The sequence below is a fragment of the Algoriphagus sp. AK58 genome, assembly GCF_014324365.1.
Taxonomy (GTDB): domain Bacteria; phylum Bacteroidota; class Bacteroidia; order Cytophagales; family Cyclobacteriaceae; genus Algoriphagus.
Genome location: NZ_QEIG01000022.1, coordinates 115,769 through 130,523, shown reverse-complemented (window position 1 = coordinate 130,523; position 14,755 = coordinate 115,769). Strand labels below are relative to the sequence as shown.

Below are 14,755 nucleotides of genomic sequence, written 5' to 3'. Positions count from 1 at the left end.
CGTTGAATAAATTAATGGCATAAATTCATCGGATCCAAATCCAAAACCTATCCTGAGCCATGGTGATAAACTTGCCGATGCCTTTCAAATAATTAATCCTTTCCGCTTCCTTTAAACTGATCTTCTTTATAGGCAAACAACACATTGAAAGTGGTCAGTGAACCATAGCATCGGGTGATGTATTGCTGTAAGCCTACCCGGTCTTCATCATCGAGCTTGGGGTGGTTGTTGATATTCTGTTCTAGCACACGGAGTTTTTCTCTGACCATCACCACTTTATGGAAGAAAGTTTCGATGGGAATCTCCTTAGATTGAAGACTCTTGTCATAGGGCTCGATGATCAACTTTCCTCCCATCCATTTTCCTCCCAAAGGCACCAAGGGGGCTCGTTCGGAGGTGGCTTGAAGCGCCTCACGAATGGCTTTTTCCACATCCTTCATGGTGAGCATAGGAAAGTCCGGCAATTTGGCTTCCTCTATGGTAAATCCTTCATAGTCTCTTGCGAGGGTCTTTACCTCTTCTACTGAGGAAAAGTAAATTTTGTAATAGTTGGCATCCACAGACACAATTACTCCAGAGCCAAATTTGGGATGTCCGATACGACTTCCAACCGCTAGTTCACTTGCTGACATGATTCTTGTTGATTGAGTTGACCATCGAAAATAAAAAGAATTGGATCATCCCTCACTGCGTCAGGTCCTGGATTGAAAAAAAAGAGTTGAACCTTGGTGCAACTTTTTCCCCTTCAATCCATCATATTAAAAGGAAATATATCCTTTCCGAAAACGACAGCCCCAAAACCTCTTTGTCATGAAATCCTTTTTTACCCAATCCGTCTCTGCTTTTCTTGGATTTACCCTTTGGGGTGCCGGAATGGTCAAACTTTATGCAGGCCATCGGTTTATCGGATGGATTGGTCCGCCTTGGCTGGTGGAGCAGTTGGAGAAATATGACTTGGGACTCTATGCCGAGTTTATCGCGGTAAGCCAGATCGTAATTGGGTTCATGCTTCTTACCACCCGATTCAAACTCCTTGGAGGCATCATGCTCGTACCCATGCTACTGAATATTTTGATGGTCACGATTTCACAAAATTGGACCGGTACGCCGTATGTCATCACGGTTCTATTAGGCATGAATGCCTTTCTACTTTGGCAGTTCAGAGATTTTTTCAGCCCCTTAGTCAATGAAACCTTTCCCAAAGAGTCGTGGAGAACAGTTGCCAAACGAACCCTAACAGGTCATTTGGTTTGGGTTGTAGGACTATGCTTAAATCTACTATCCATCACCATCTCTTACTCCAACCTTTATCTGGCATTTGGATTTTCGGGACTTGGTGTTACTCTGGGAATTTTGGCATTTCTAGTAGATCGGAAGTATCTTGAAAGAAAAACCGACACCAAGCCGAACCATGTTTGAAGACTTTTTTAAAATACTTCTCTTTTTACACATACTGGGAGGTTCTATTGGTCTGCTGACTGGACTGTTGGTCTTCCTCCTTAAGAAAGGAACAAAAGTCCACGGAAATCTAGGTAAGCTTTTCATTTTAGGAATGATTATTACCGGGATCACTTCCCAGATTATGGCAGTACTACACCCCAGTGCTTTTTTGTTCATGGTTGGGGTGTTCACTATTTACCAGGTAGGATCAGGAGCTAGGGCTATCTACCGCAAAAACTTCCGGGCAAACCATTCCATCGATCGCTTTTTGCAGTTTGGGATGATTATCGCGGGGTTAGGGCTAATTTTTCTGGGAACAAGTAGACTTTTGGATGGAGACCTGTTCGGGATTGTCTTTGTGGTATTCGCTGGGATAGGCATGATGATGGCCCTCCAAGACCTTCGCTCTACCTCTACAAAGCATGACAAAAAAGCCTATATCCGAAAACACCTTCAGCGATTGGGAGGAGGGTTTATTGCCTCTACCACCGCATTTTTGGTAGTCAACCTGCGAAATCTCCCAGATTGGTTGCCTATTTGGGTTCTCTGGCTATTGCCTACTCTGCTGATTTCACCTCTGATTTTCAGTTATTCTAAAAAATACGAACCAAAAACCTCAACTCCAGCAACATGAATATCTATCCTTACCTCAACTTTGACGGCAATGCCGAAGAAGCCATGCTTTTCTACCAATCCGTCCTAGGCGGTGAATTTGAAGGCAACATAGGCTACTTTGGAGAAATTCCCGGAATGAATATCCCTGAAGAAGAACAAAACAGAGTCATGCATGCCTGTCTGAAAATTTCCGATTCGGTAAAAATCATGGCCTCCGATACCAGCCCCAGCATGGGGCAGATTTGGAAAAAAGGCAACCACAACTATATCTCAATCAATGCGGACAGCAAAGAAGAAGGCCATCGTATTTTCACCCAACTATCCTCAGGAGGTACCATCGAAATGGAATACCAGAGCACGTTCTGGGGGGCTTATTTCGGAAGCTTTGAGGACAAATTCGGCATCGGGTGGATGGTGAATTATGATCTGAAACCGGGAGAAGAATAGGGAATTTCTGAGGTCGGGTTTCGGAACTGGGATTACCAAAATCCGGAATCCTATTTCCGAAATTTCCACCTCCGTTTTGATTCAATGATCCGGCAACACTTACTTGCACTCTCAAACAACTCATGCCAGATGATTAGACTAGCCATCCTTGCCTCCGGTAGCGGCTCAAACGCCGAAAAAATCATGGAGCATTTCCAAAATTCCTCCAAAGGCCATGTTGCCCTTGTGGCTTCTAATAAACCAGACGCCTTTGTTTTGGAACGTGCAAAAAATTTCCAAGTACCCACTTTTACTTTTACTAAAAAGGAAATGGAAGCAGGTGTTCTTCTTGATAAACTAAGGGAAGAAAAAATTGACTGGGTGATTTTGGCTGGCTTTTTACTGAAAATCCCAGATGACCTAATCCGTGCCTTTCCAAATCGGATGGTCAATATCCATCCTGCCTTATTGCCTAAATACGGCGGGAAAGGAATGTACGGCGCATATGTCCATGAGGCGGTAAAAGCCGCAGGAGACAAAGAAACAGGGATCACTATTCACCTGGTTAATGAGCACTACGACGAAGGAAAAATCATTTTTCAGGCAGCTACTTCTGTCACCCCCGAGGACACGCCAGATTCCATTGCACAAAAAGTACATGCCTTGGAGCATAGGTATTTCCCTGAGGTCATTGAGAGCTTGATTTAAATGGAAAAGTTATCCGCCGATGCCTGGAGAAATCCCCAAAAACCAAATACGTATTGAAAAACTTTGAAGTAGACCTGCCTGAGCTACAGTTTATGAATTTGAAAGGCATGAGCCTATTTCTCCAGTCAACGCAAATTATAAGCAAAAGCCTATCCTCGAAAATGGGCCATTTTCTAGCCTGGCCCATAAAAAATGATGGCTAGACATAGTCCTTGCACCAACCAAAGTGCTCCCGGATAATTCCCGCCTTTTCGTTTTCTACATGACGGAGGAAGGCACTGGCTACAGGAGAGTGATTTTTCCCTTTGGGCCAAATGAGCCTCCACATGGTCGTAATGGGAAGTCCGCTGACCGGTACAATTTGCAGTTCCTTGCTTTGGAGTTCATTTCGAATTCCGATCAGGGGCATGATGGAGTACCCCAATCCGGCCAATACTGCCTGTTTCACGGCTTCGTTGGAAGTCAGTTCCATTTTTTTTACCCCCAGTACATGCTGTTGGTCAAAAAAACTCTCCATCACCTGTCGTGTTGCGGAACCTGCTTCCCGATAGATGAGCGGTAGGTCTTTGAAAAGATCTTTGTTGAACCCCGTGTCATGGAAGGATGTGGAAGACTTACTGACCAGATAAAGCTTGTTTTCGAGCAAGTCCAATTTTTCAACCTGTAGCGTGGCCGGCAATATGGAAACAAGAGAAAAGTCCACGGCATTCTCTTCGATGGAACCGATGACCCGTTCCTTGTTGGTCACGTCCATTTGAAGTTCTACACCGGGATGCTGACGCATAAACGAACTCAAAAAATAAGGCATCACATATTTGCCTGTGGAGACCACCGACAGCTTCAGCCGACCCGTGAGCTGCCCCTTGAAGGCATGGGTTTTAAAATCAATCGCGGCCACTTCATTCAGAATCCGCTCGGCTGACTGAGCGATCTCCTTACCAAAATCCGTGATGTAAATCCTTCTCCCTACCAACTCCGTGAGCGGGATATCAAACTGATCCTGAAAATTTTTGAGCTGATTGGAGACTGCAGGCTGGGTAAGATGGAGTTCGTCCGCAGCCTTGGTGATGCTTCCCCGCTCGGCAATTTTCAAAAAAATCTTCAGCTGGTTAAGGGTGTAATTCATAATTTTTTGGTGATGTATTATATCATAAATATAAATGAAAATCAATGAATCAAGGTCGCCATTTTTGCGCCCGGAAAAAAGAAGCAATACGCTAAACTTTAGACATAAAACCAATCCAAGTATAAAATGAACCGAAAAACAATCTCCACTCTCCTCTTGCTGACATTTCCTTTCCTTCTAAGCTTTGGGCAAACTCACACCCCGATGTCCCCGGACAAGGCGCTACAGCTTCTAAAAGAGGGGAACCAACGGTTTGTAGCCGGCCAGTCGATCAAGCCCAATCAGGATATCAACCGGATCAAAGAGGTAGCGGCAGGACAGTATCCTTTTGCCACGATCGTGGGCTGCTCAGATTCCCGTGTACCCAATGAGATCATTTTTGATCAGGGAGTTGGCGATTTGTTTATCGTCCGCACGGCAGGACAAGTTTCAACTTACGCTTCTTGGGGAAGTATCGAGTTTGCTGAAGAAGTACTGGGAACCAAGCTCATCGTGGTCCTAGGACATACCCAATGCGGGGCTGTGAACGCCGCTGTCAAACTTCCCGAAGTCCCGGGCCATATCGTCACCCTCATCAATGCCATCAAACCCGCTGTCGAAAAAGCCAAAGCCTCTGAGCCTCACGACTTACTCGATGCCTCGATCCGGGAAAATATTCGCACCCAAGTAGAATCCTTGAGGAACCTGGAGCCTGTACTCGCCAATCGTGTCCGTGAAGGCTCTGTCCAAATCATCGGAGCGCTTTATCATCTGGAAACTGGCGAAGTAGAATTTCTCCAAGACTAAATCCAACAACACATGCTGACAAGCCTATTATCTCCTATGGTCCTAGCCTTTCTGCTGGGAATCACTGCAGCAAGGGTAAAAAGCGATCTGAAATTTCCTGACTCGCTTTACCAGTCACTCACCATTTACCTACTGATTGCCATAGGCATGAAGGGAGGATACAAGCTCTCTTTGGCTTCGCTGGACGAAGTCATCCTACCCGCGGCCGTGGCTATCGGTCTCTGCTGCACTATCCCCTTGTGGACGTATTGGATCATGCGCAAAGCAGGAAAGTTCGACGTACCCAATGCAGCCGCTCTGGCAGCCCATTACGGATCTGTTTCTGCAGTTACCTTCAGTGCCGCTATCGCTTTTCATGAGACGCTGGGGATTTCCTTCGAGGAATTTATGCCCAGCATGTTGGCCATGATGGAAATACCGGCCATTTTGATCGGCATCTCTTTGGCTCGGATCAATGCTCCTTCCAGCGCAAGTCATTCGGAGGTTTCGCTTAAAGAAATAGCCCGCGAGTTGATTGCCGGCAAAAGCAGCCTTCTGCTGCTTGGTTTTTTGATCATTGGATTTGCTGTGGGGAAAAGCGGTTGGGAGCAAGTTTCCCCTCTTTTTGACACCCCATTCAAAGGAGTCTTGACACTCTTCCTTTTGGAAGCCGGTTTGGTCGCAGGCCGAAAACTTTCAGATCTGAAAAAAGGCGGGTTGATGATCATCGGATTTGGAATTTTCTTCCCCATTGTTCATGCCGTCCTTGGCATTTGGCTTGGACACCTTGCGGGGTTGAGTCTGGGTGGAGCTACAATTCTGGGCGTCTTGGCCGCCAGTGCCTCCTACATTGCCGCACCTGCGGCTTGCCGAGTAGCCCTTCCGGAGGCCAACCCTTCCTACTACCTGACCGCAGCCCTTGCGATTACTTTTCCCTTCAATATCATCCTTGGCATTCCGATGTACCATCAGTTTGCCGAATTTCTTTACCATTAATCTTTGCCGCAGATGACTGAATTTACTTTACTTACCATCATCACTGAAGACGTACTTGCACCGGTGATCGAAAAAGAAATCGAACAATTGGGGGCAAAAGGGTTCACGCTTACCTCGGTCACAGGTAAGCATCTAGGCCACACCCGGGATAATCCCTGGGAGGGAGAAAATGTAAAAATCGAAAGTATTGTTTCGGAAGAAACCAGCCAGAAAATCCTAAAGCATCTGCAGGAAAAATACTTTGACCGCTATGCCATGATTGCGTTCTCTCATCCAGTGCGGGTAGTTCGTAGCGATCATTTCTGATTTCAGGGATTTAACTCAGCGAAGGGGAAAGCATTTTGAGAAAACAAAAAGCTTTTTTCCTCGCTGGGGTTGGTAATTTCCTCTCGCCCGAAAGAGGTTCACAAACCACTTTTTTTACACTACCTGCTGCTAGAAAAACTGATTTAATCAGATTAACTTAGGGAAACTGGCGCTTAAAAATCCGGTATACACCTTTTTCAAAGCTTATGAAAGCTGCTTTTTTGTCACTGATTGTTATCCATGGTCTGATTCATTTCCTGGGCTTTGTCAAAGGATTTGAACTCCGGGAAATCAAAGAATTTACTCTGGTGATCTCCCGCCCTATGGGACTTTTCTGGTTGCTGACGGCTTTGCTTTTCATCGGATATGCTATTCTGTTTTTCCTTTCCCATCGTTATGCTTGGGTGCTGGGCCTGGCGGCCTTGCTCCTTTCGCAGATTCTGATTTTCATGGTTTGGCAAGATGCCAAGTTCGGCACCCTTCCCAATTTTCTCATTCTATTGGTCTGTATGGTCGGATTGGGGGAATTTCTTTTTGAAAGGCGCATCCTATCAGAAACAGACACGCTCCTGACCCGGGTCAAATTTCAATCCCCGGTTGTGGTCAGGGAGGGGGACTTAAACAATTTGCCTGAACCAGTCCAAAAATGGCTGAAGAGATCGAATATGGTAGGAAAACCAAAGTTGGTTCTCGGAAAAGTATATCAGGACGCAAAAATGAAACTCAAACCCGATCAGGAAAAATGGTTTGAAGCAAGCGCTATACAATACAGCAGCCTAGAAGAGCCTGGATTTATTTGGTCGGTGGATGTCAAGATGAACCCGTTCCTGTTCTTTCGTGGTAGGGATAAATTTTTCTCCGGCAGAGGCGAAATGCTTATCCTGATCAATTCGCTGTTTGCAATAGTGGATGAAAAAGGGGAAAAGCTGGACGAAGGAAGTCTTCAGCGCTTCCTTGGCGAGATGGTTTGGTTTCCTTCTTTCGCTTTGGATCAACGCATTGCTTGGGAGGCCCTAAGCGACAGCACGGCAAAAGCCACCTTAGAGGTAAACGGGACAAGGGGAAGTGGCATTTTCTACTTTACCTCAGAGGGAGATTTTTACAGATTTTCAGCATGGCGATTCCAGGGAAATAAGCCGGATTCTAAACGCCACGAATGGGTGCTTGAGGTCTCACAACATGGGGAAATGCAGGGGATCAGGGTGCCTATCGAAATGACCGCGACCTGGAAACTCGAGGAGGGAGATTGGACATGGCTCCATCTGAAAATTACCGATATCCAATACAACGAAACGGCTCTGGAATGATAGAAATAAGCAGAAAATCTGTCTTTCTCTTTCTACAAGAAGCTGGATTCTCAGAATTGACTTAGGTAAACCATGAAAATCAAGTTTAGAATTGATTCAACCACCTTAAGCTAGCCTCAACCTATTAACCTTTAATTCTGATGAATCTGATTGAACTCAATGAAAACGAACTATTCCTCGCGAACAAGGGAAGTAAAGATCAGCTGGTGAAGCTCCGCCGATTGGTATATGAACTCAGAAAAAGAGAATTGCCGGATTCGATTGTAAGCTCGATCAACGAGAAACTGGAAAAGGTCAATTCTTTCAACCCCAAGGAAAAGTCTGCGGAAAAAATGCTTTCCCAAAAGCTATCTGAAATACTAAAACTGGTAGAAAAAGAACTGCATCTGGTGCCAAGACACCACTATCGCTCACAGTGGATGGTCCTGGGAATGTCTGCATTTGGATTGCCTTTCGGGGTGGTATTTGGAAGTATGCTGGACAACATGGCATTTTTAGGATTGGGTTTGCCTTTCGGGATGGCCATAGGCATTGCAGTTGGGGCTGCAATGGATGAAAAAGCACAAAAAGAGGGAAGGCAATTAAATCTGAACGTGGAAGAATGACCGAACAGAATCCTGAAATTGTAATTGAAAAGCTTTTACCTCACAACCTGGACACCTTCACCAGGCTTACTCTTGAGCTTTGGCATGACTGCCAATATGAGGAGGAAAGAGAATATTACCTCAGTTTAATCCCATCTGACCATGATGCCTGTTTTCTACTTAAAAATCGGGAAAATGGCATTGGGTTTATCCATGTGTCGGTTCGATTTGACTACGTGGAAGGAGCAGAAAATCGCCCCACTGCATACCTGGAAGGGATTTTTATTAAACCTGAGTACAGAAATAAAGGGCTTGGCAAAAGGCTAATCCAAGCCGGTGAAAACTGGGCCAAAACAAAGGGAATCAAGCAAATGGCTTCTGATACCCCCATTTCTAATGCACATAGCATCAATTTCCACTCTAAAGCAGGGTTCAGAGAAACTGAGCGGATCGTTTGTTTTATCAAGGATTTGTAATCCAATTCCGGAGGCGGGAAAGATTTTTTTCGATCTGTGTAAATAAGCGTCATTCAGCGAAAGGAGTCTTCACTTGGTCAAGGGAGAGACCATTGATCCTGCTCCATAGGTTATCCCCTTCCAAAAAACCATGCAACCTAACTTTTAGCCATAGTCCATTTCGCAGCAAAACTATTGTGCACCTCTGGCATTTTCTGTGTAAATCGGTAAAAGAAAATCACCTACCTATGAAACAGTTATGTCTAGGCCTAGCCCTGTTAGTTTCCACAGGCCTATTTGCCCAATCTCCTGACCGAGCCCGCCTGGAAGCACTAACAGAAAAACAATGGCAATCTGGCTTAAGACTCCTCCAAGAGATCGTTGCGATGCCGAATGATGCGGTTTTCCCGGAGCAGATCGAGGTCAACATCAAATGGTGTGAGCAGGTTTTTGCTGCCCGAAAGTGGACCACCGAACGATTGGACACGGGGGGAATCCCCTTACTTTTGGTGGAGAAAAAGCAACCAAACGCTAAAAAAACGGCACTTTTTTACTTCCATGTGGACGGACAGGCAGTAGATATCAGCAAGTGGGATCAGCCCAATGCTTACGAGCCTGTGCTCAAAGCGCAAACGGCTTCCGGAACATGGGAAGTCCTGCCCATGGAAAGACTGAGAACGGAATACAATCCCGAATGGAGAATTTTTGGTCGCTCCACTTCCGATGACAAGGGCCCCTTGGCGATGTTTATTACTGCTTGGGATGCCCTGACCGAAGCAGGTATTTCTCCGGATTATTCCGTGAAAATCATCCTGGACTTTGAGGAGGAACAGGGTTCGCCAAGACTACCCGCCGCAGTGGTTCAATACAAAGACAAACTGGCCGCTGATCTCATGCTCATCATGGACGGCCCACGCCACACCTCCAATCTGCCTACACTTAGCTATGGTGCAAGAGGAATTTCGGAACTTTTCCTCACCACCTACGGTCCCAAGCTTCCACAGCACAGTGGGCATTACGGCAATTACGCCCCCAATCCGGCTTTGCTGATGTCCCAACTTTTGGCCTCCATGAAGGATGAAAACGGGAGAGTGGTCATCCCGGGATTCTATGATGGCATCACCTTTACGGAAGCTGAGCAAAAGATCTTCGCTGCCGTTCCGGACAATGAACCTGCGGTAAAAAAGCGATTGGGCCTTGGCCGCACCGATCAAGTTGGAAAAAGCTATCAAGAAAGCATCAACTATCCTTCACTCAATATCCGAGGAATGTCGGCAGGATATACTGGCGCACAGGCAACCACCATTATACCAGCAACGGCCGTAGCCGAACTGGACATACGCTTGGTTCCGGAATCCGATCCGGTAAGGCTTTTTGGATTGATCAAAGACCATATCCGCAAGCAAGGCTTTCATATCGTGGAAAAAGATCCTACCGATGAGGAGCGCATGACTAATCCTAAAATTGTAAAAGTTAATACCTCAATTTCCTATCAAGCTTTCCGGACGCCAATGGATTCTCCGACAGGTGCTTGGCTAAGAAAGGCAATGAACCGTGCCTTTGGTCAGGATCCGGTGCAAATTCGAATTTCCGGCGGTTCGATTCCTATTTCTCCTTTTGTGGATGCTTTGGGAATTCCCGCTGTCACCATCCCCACCGTCAACGCAGACAACAACCAACACAGTCCGAATGAAAACATACGCCTTGGAAACTACAAAGAAGGGATTCTGACGATCATGAGTGTACTGAGTGAGAAGATGTATTAAGGCTGGGAAGTTGGAATGCGTGGAAGTAAGGAAGTTGGGATTCATGAGGCACGATTCATACCTGACTGAGGAACCTCAGGCTGGCTCAAGGTTCCCGCACCATGGTACGTATCCAAACTAACCTATTGTGAATGAACAGAAACTAGGTGCGCTCTATGGGCTATGTGGTTGAAAAAATCTTAACCTAGAATGATTCAAGTCCTTAGTCGAACTGGCCTGACCTAGAGTTGATGGTGGGTTCCTTTCATTCCTCCCTGCCTGAGTAAAGCACTAATCTCAGGGTACCGTAGTCATATTTCCCTCCAAAATGCTCAAAATACGCCTTCAGGGAATCGAGCTTTTCTTCCACGTGCTGAATCTCCCGGATAGTCTTGGGGGGGACTAAATCTTCAAGTTGGATTTGGCCAAGTTTTACCCCATGGGCCAGATGCCCCATGATGGTGGAGACCGTATAGCCACGTTCCTCGGCGATCTGCTCGGGTGTCTTTCCTTCCTGAAAAAGCCGGATGCTCCAGGCTTTGGTATTTTCTTTTTTCTCCTTGGGTTCTTTGGGTTCTTTGGACTTTTTACGACCGGTTTTGTTTTTGGCAAAAGTCCTTTCGGGAAGCTCTTTTTGAATCAAAGCAACCAGATTGACGCGGAGTTGCTTGACTCGGAGATCTATGGCTTCCATTTTCTCAGCCACTTCTCCTTTGAGGATAGCTTGAATGAGATTACCGCTTTTGGCGATCGCAGTATATTTGCGAAGCAACTCGATTTCAAGTTCTTCGATGCCGTTTTGATAAGTTTTTATACGGGCAAAATCCTCGATCCGCAACTGATGCCTAAGGAGGATTTCGAGCGATTTTACCAAAAGATCCAGGTAATAGGCTGTCCCCTTTTCTACCCGGTCCAGTAGCTTTTCCTCGTGTTTGGACTGAATGAGCGACTGTAATTGCTGTCGGAATTTGCGCGTGTTCTCTCGCTCTTTTTCCAAAATCTCAAAAATCGCCGGCAAGTCTTTTCTCAAATCTTCCTCTTCAAATTCCAAGGTAGTTTCCTGATCCCGGTCAAATTGGGTCATCGAAGAAATCAGGGATTCAAACTCGAAAGTCGATTCGATGAGCTGACTAAGGTAGGCTTGCTGATTTTGGTGAAGGAGCCCGGCAAGGTCTTGAGTGGCGGATTTGCTTTGGGTAAACTCGACGACTTTGGCATCCGAGTAGATGACATCCGTCTGTACACGCGTTCGCAGCACCAAGCCATCCAGACTTCGAAGTCGGCTGAGCGCCACATACACCTGTCCTGGCGCAAAGGCTTGGCCCACATCCACAATCGCGCGATCAAAGGTTAGCCCTTGGCTTTTGTGTACCGTAACTGCCCAAGCTAATTTAATCGGAAATTGGGAAAAAGTGCCTATTACTTCCTCTTCCAGTTCTTTAGTGTCAGGATTGATCCGGTATTTTTTGTTTTCCCAAAGCTCCTTTTTCAAGGTGTACTCCTCTCCGGAATCATCCATTTCGACCACTACCTGATCTGTTGTCAGTTTCGAAACAGTAGCCAATTTACCGTTGAAATAAGAGGATAGGCCTGAGGTATCATTTTTGATAAACATGACCCGGGCCCCGACTTTGAGCTCGATGGACTCGGGCAAGGGATACAAATGCTCCGGAAACTCCCGATCAATGTCTGCGTCATAAAAAAAGGAAGCCCCATCCAAACTTCTGAGTTCGCGGAGATTGATTTCGTCCGCCTTGTAGTTATGGGTGGTCAGTGTAATGCAGGGAGGCAAATCCCGGATTTCATCTGGGGTTTTGTAGTGCTGATTGAGGATTCGTACATCCTCGGGTGTGGACAGATTGTCTCGAAGATTATTTAGAATGCGGATAAATGTCTCATCCTGCTGCCGAAAGATTTTATCAAGCTCGAGGTACACTAATCCGGAATTTTGCAGTGCTTTCGCCTCAAAGAAATGCATGGATTTATAAAACCGGCTTAGGACACTCCATTCTTCGTCCTTTACCACTGGCGGTAGCTGGTACAGGTCACCAATAAACAAAACCTGAATCCCGCCAAAAGGTACGTGGTAATTCCTCTTCACACTTCGCATGCGGTAGTCGATCGCGTCCAAGATATCCGCTCGAAGCATGCTGACCTCATCGATGACCAAGAGATCAATCGATTTGAGGACGTTACGGCGAAACTGGTTCAGAGGATGACTTCGGGCGAGCGTTTGCTGGGTGAAAAAACCGTGTCGGTCACTGTACTTCCCTTCGGGTTCACGCACTGGCAAAAAGGTCCCAAACGGTAATAGAAACTGGGAGTGAATCGTGACTCCTTTGGCATTGAGCGCGGCAATGCCGGTAGGTGCCAAGATCACAAATCGCTTGTGGGTGCGTTGGGCAAGCGCTCGGAGAAAAGTGGTCTTTCCTGTCCCTGCCTTCCCTGTCAAAAAAATCGGAGCTCCGGTGTTGTTCACAAAACGTGCCGCCAACTCCAGTCGGTCAGTGGAAATGTTCATAAAACTAAATTACCATTATTTCTGATTTACTCAGCCTTTTGTAATAAATTACTAAGCACCCAATCGGAGACCAAGGTAAACCTTCCAAAAGGTTGAGCCTATGGACTTGCCTCAAAAAAGCTTCAAAATTTGATGAAAAAACTGGCTTTGTTCTTCCTGACATTTTTTTTCTCTTGGGTAGCCTTGGCTCAAATCAAAGAAAAACCAACCATTCCCTCCCGCTACACAACTCTTTCTGAAAGTTGGGAACTCGGAGCTGAAACAAACAAAGAAACCTTCCGCCTTATACCATACAAGCCTTTTTACCTCAATGCAATCAAATGGAGTAACCATCCCAACCAGCTTCCGCAAAGCGAGAATCCAGTCTATTCCGCTACTGAATCGTTGGACCTAAAATCCTATGAAGCCACTTTTCAATTCAGCTTCAAAACCAAAATAGCTCAATCCCTTTTCTCAGAAAAAGGAGATATTTGGCTTGCTTTTACACAAAAAGCATTTTGGCAAGTGTATAACCTGGAGCGATCCCGAGCTTTCAGGGAATTGAATTTTGAACCGGAACTGATTTTCAACTATCCGGTCAATTTCAACTTGCTCGGAATGAAGGGAAAAATGATTGGTTTCTCCCTCAGTCACCAGTCTAATGGCAGAGACATACCTCTCTCCCGAAGTTGGAATCGGGTAATTTTTCATCTGGGCCTCGAACAAGACCACTGGTCCCTGATTATTAGGCCATGGATAAGGATTCCGGACAAGGACGATCAAAACCCTGAAATCACCCAATTCATGGGGCGGGCTTCGGTCATTTTCAACTATTACCCAGGAAAACACCATATCTACCTGACTGCAAGCAATAACTTAAAATTGAAAGATAATCATGGCAGTGCACAGATGACCTACGAATACCCCATACTGAAACACCTGAACTTGCAGATGCAAGTATTTACGGGGTATGGCGAAACCCTCATTGATTACAACCACAGGCAAACCACCTTGGGGTTTGGGATTTCTTTTGTGAATTGGTAAAGCACACTGGATGTTTTTACCTTGGAGGTCAGAAATCGACCAAATCCCCTTAGACATAACCTCCGCTCCCTATGTATATCCATCCAAAAAACCTCTGGGAAAACGAGCCAGAAGTCATTGAGTTTATTCAAAAAAACGCCTTTGCCACCTTGATTTCCCAAGTGGATGGAAGGCCTTGGGCAACCCATTTACCTTTCATACTGGATAAAAGTCCAGCCGGGGAGGCCGTGCTTCATGGGCATTTGGCTAAAGCCAACCTTCAATGGAAGTCTTTTTCAGAAAATGAGCAGGTATTGATCCTTTTTCAGGGTCCTCACGCTTACATTTCCTCCTCTTGGTATAACCACGAAAATGTACCCACCTGGAATTACCTTGCTGTCCACGTCTATGGAAAGATCCGCATCATTGAAGGAGAAGAACTGATGCATCACCTGAAGTCACTAGTGGATGGATATGAAAACGGTCGACCAAACCGGGTACATGTGGAGACGATGAGTGAAGCGTACGTGGAAAGTCAAATCCGTGCCTTGGTGGGAATCGAGGTGAAAATCGAGGAAGTACATGCCAGCGCCAAACTTTCACAAAATCGGGACGATGTCAACTATCAAAACATTGTCAAAAAACTGGAACAAAGTGCATTCCCTCTGGATAAAGAAGTAGCTGAGGAAATGAAAAAAAGAAGACCGTATTAAACAAAAAAGAGCCCCGATTGGGGCTCTTTCAAGTTATGGGAAATTA

General features: G+C 45.8%; 16 protein-coding genes. 13 read left to right on the top strand and 3 right to left on the bottom strand.

The genetic code is table 11. From position 1 onward, the window contains the following. Positions 1-92: 92 nt before the first annotated feature. On the bottom strand, positions 93-632 hold the full coding sequence (locus DDT91_RS18495) for a hypothetical protein (RefSeq protein WP_187177679.1): 540 nt from the start codon (positions 630-632) through the stop codon (positions 93-95). Positions 633-810: 178 nt separating this feature from the next. Here DDT91_RS18495 and DDT91_RS18490 point away from each other — a divergent pair, with 178 nt between their 5' ends. The 4 genes from DDT91_RS18490 to purN all read left to right on the top strand — a co-directional run bounded on the left by DDT91_RS18490 (position 811) and on the right by purN (position 3,189). Beyond that, a complete protein-coding gene (locus tag DDT91_RS18490) occupies positions 811-1,419 on the top strand; it encodes a hypothetical protein (protein ID WP_187177678.1) in 609 nt (202 codons plus the stop codon). Next, on the top strand, positions 1,412-2,074 hold the full coding sequence (locus tag DDT91_RS18485; RefSeq protein WP_187177677.1) for a DUF2306 domain-containing protein: 663 nt from the start codon (positions 1,412-1,414) through the stop codon (positions 2,072-2,074). Before DDT91_RS18490 ends, DDT91_RS18485 begins: the two co-directional genes overlap by 8 nt. Further along, on the top strand, positions 2,071-2,502 hold the full coding sequence (locus DDT91_RS18480; RefSeq protein ID WP_187177676.1) for a VOC family protein: 432 nt from the start codon (positions 2,071-2,073) through the stop codon (positions 2,500-2,502). The genes DDT91_RS18485 and DDT91_RS18480 overlap by 4 nt, the downstream gene beginning before the upstream one ends. 129 nt (positions 2,503-2,631) lie before the next feature. Then, positions 2,632-3,189: a phosphoribosylglycinamide formyltransferase gene (gene purN / locus DDT91_RS18475; RefSeq protein ID WP_187177675.1), complete on the top strand. Its 558-nt coding sequence runs from the start codon at positions 2,632-2,634 to the stop codon at positions 3,187-3,189. A gap of 199 nt (positions 3,190-3,388) precedes the next feature. Here the strand turns inward: purN and DDT91_RS18470 are convergent, their stop codons facing one another. After that, positions 3,389-4,315, bottom strand: a complete 927-nt coding sequence (locus DDT91_RS18470; RefSeq protein WP_187177674.1) for a LysR family transcriptional regulator — start codon at positions 4,313-4,315, stop codon at positions 3,389-3,391. Positions 4,316-4,441: 126 nt separating this feature from the next. On the opposite strand from DDT91_RS18470, the gene DDT91_RS18465 reads away from it, so the two are divergent. The 7 genes from DDT91_RS18465 to DDT91_RS18435 all read left to right on the top strand — a co-directional run bounded on the left by DDT91_RS18465 (position 4,442) and on the right by DDT91_RS18435 (position 10,494). Continuing rightward, on the top strand, positions 4,442-5,101 hold the full coding sequence (locus DDT91_RS18465; protein ID WP_187177673.1) for a carbonic anhydrase: 660 nt from the start codon (positions 4,442-4,444) through the stop codon (positions 5,099-5,101). A 12-nt stretch (positions 5,102-5,113) separates the two neighbouring features. Continuing rightward, complete coding sequence (locus DDT91_RS18460) at positions 5,114-6,076, top strand: sodium-dependent bicarbonate transport family permease (protein ID WP_187177672.1); 963 nt, start codon at positions 5,114-5,116, stop codon at positions 6,074-6,076. A gap of 12 nt (positions 6,077-6,088) precedes the next feature. Further along, a complete protein-coding gene (locus DDT91_RS18455) occupies positions 6,089-6,382 on the top strand; it encodes a transcriptional regulator (protein ID WP_187177671.1) in 294 nt (97 codons plus the stop codon). 206 nt (positions 6,383-6,588) lie between these two features. Continuing rightward, positions 6,589-7,689 carry a DUF6544 family protein gene (locus DDT91_RS18450; RefSeq protein WP_187177670.1) on the top strand — a complete coding sequence of 367 codons (1,101 nt, stop codon included), beginning with the start codon at positions 6,589-6,591 and terminating at the stop codon, positions 7,687-7,689. A 140-nt stretch (positions 7,690-7,829) separates the two neighbouring features. Beyond that, positions 7,830-8,294 carry a hypothetical protein gene (locus tag DDT91_RS18445; protein WP_187177669.1) on the top strand — a complete coding sequence of 155 codons (465 nt, stop codon included), beginning with the start codon at positions 7,830-7,832 and terminating at the stop codon, positions 8,292-8,294. Then, positions 8,291-8,749: an aminoglycoside 6'-N-acetyltransferase gene (gene aac(6'), locus DDT91_RS18440; RefSeq protein ID WP_187177668.1), complete on the top strand. Its 459-nt coding sequence runs from the start codon at positions 8,291-8,293 to the stop codon at positions 8,747-8,749. The genes DDT91_RS18445 and aac(6') overlap by 4 nt, the downstream gene beginning before the upstream one ends. A gap of 227 nt (positions 8,750-8,976) precedes the next feature. Further along, positions 8,977-10,494, top strand: coding sequence for a M20/M25/M40 family metallo-hydrolase (locus tag DDT91_RS18435; RefSeq protein ID WP_187177667.1), 1,518 nt, complete (start codon positions 8,977-8,979; stop codon positions 10,492-10,494). A gap of 244 nt (positions 10,495-10,738) precedes the next feature. Here the strand turns inward: DDT91_RS18435 and DDT91_RS18430 are convergent, their stop codons facing one another. After that, positions 10,739-12,994 (bottom strand): helix-turn-helix domain-containing protein, encoded by a 2,256-nt coding sequence (locus tag DDT91_RS18430; protein ID WP_187177666.1) that lies wholly within the window; start codon positions 12,992-12,994, stop codon positions 10,739-10,741. Between the two features lie 132 nt (positions 12,995-13,126). On the opposite strand from DDT91_RS18430, the gene DDT91_RS18425 reads away from it, so the two are divergent. Together DDT91_RS18425 and DDT91_RS18420 are read left to right on the top strand one after the other, a co-directional pair. Continuing rightward, on the top strand, positions 13,127-14,017 hold the full coding sequence (locus DDT91_RS18425; protein WP_187177665.1) for a phospholipase A: 891 nt from the start codon (positions 13,127-13,129) through the stop codon (positions 14,015-14,017). Between the two features lie 71 nt (positions 14,018-14,088). Beyond that, positions 14,089-14,709, top strand: a complete 621-nt coding sequence (locus DDT91_RS18420) for an FMN-binding negative transcriptional regulator (protein ID WP_187177664.1) — start codon at positions 14,089-14,091, stop codon at positions 14,707-14,709. Positions 14,710-14,755 lie beyond the last annotated feature (46 nt).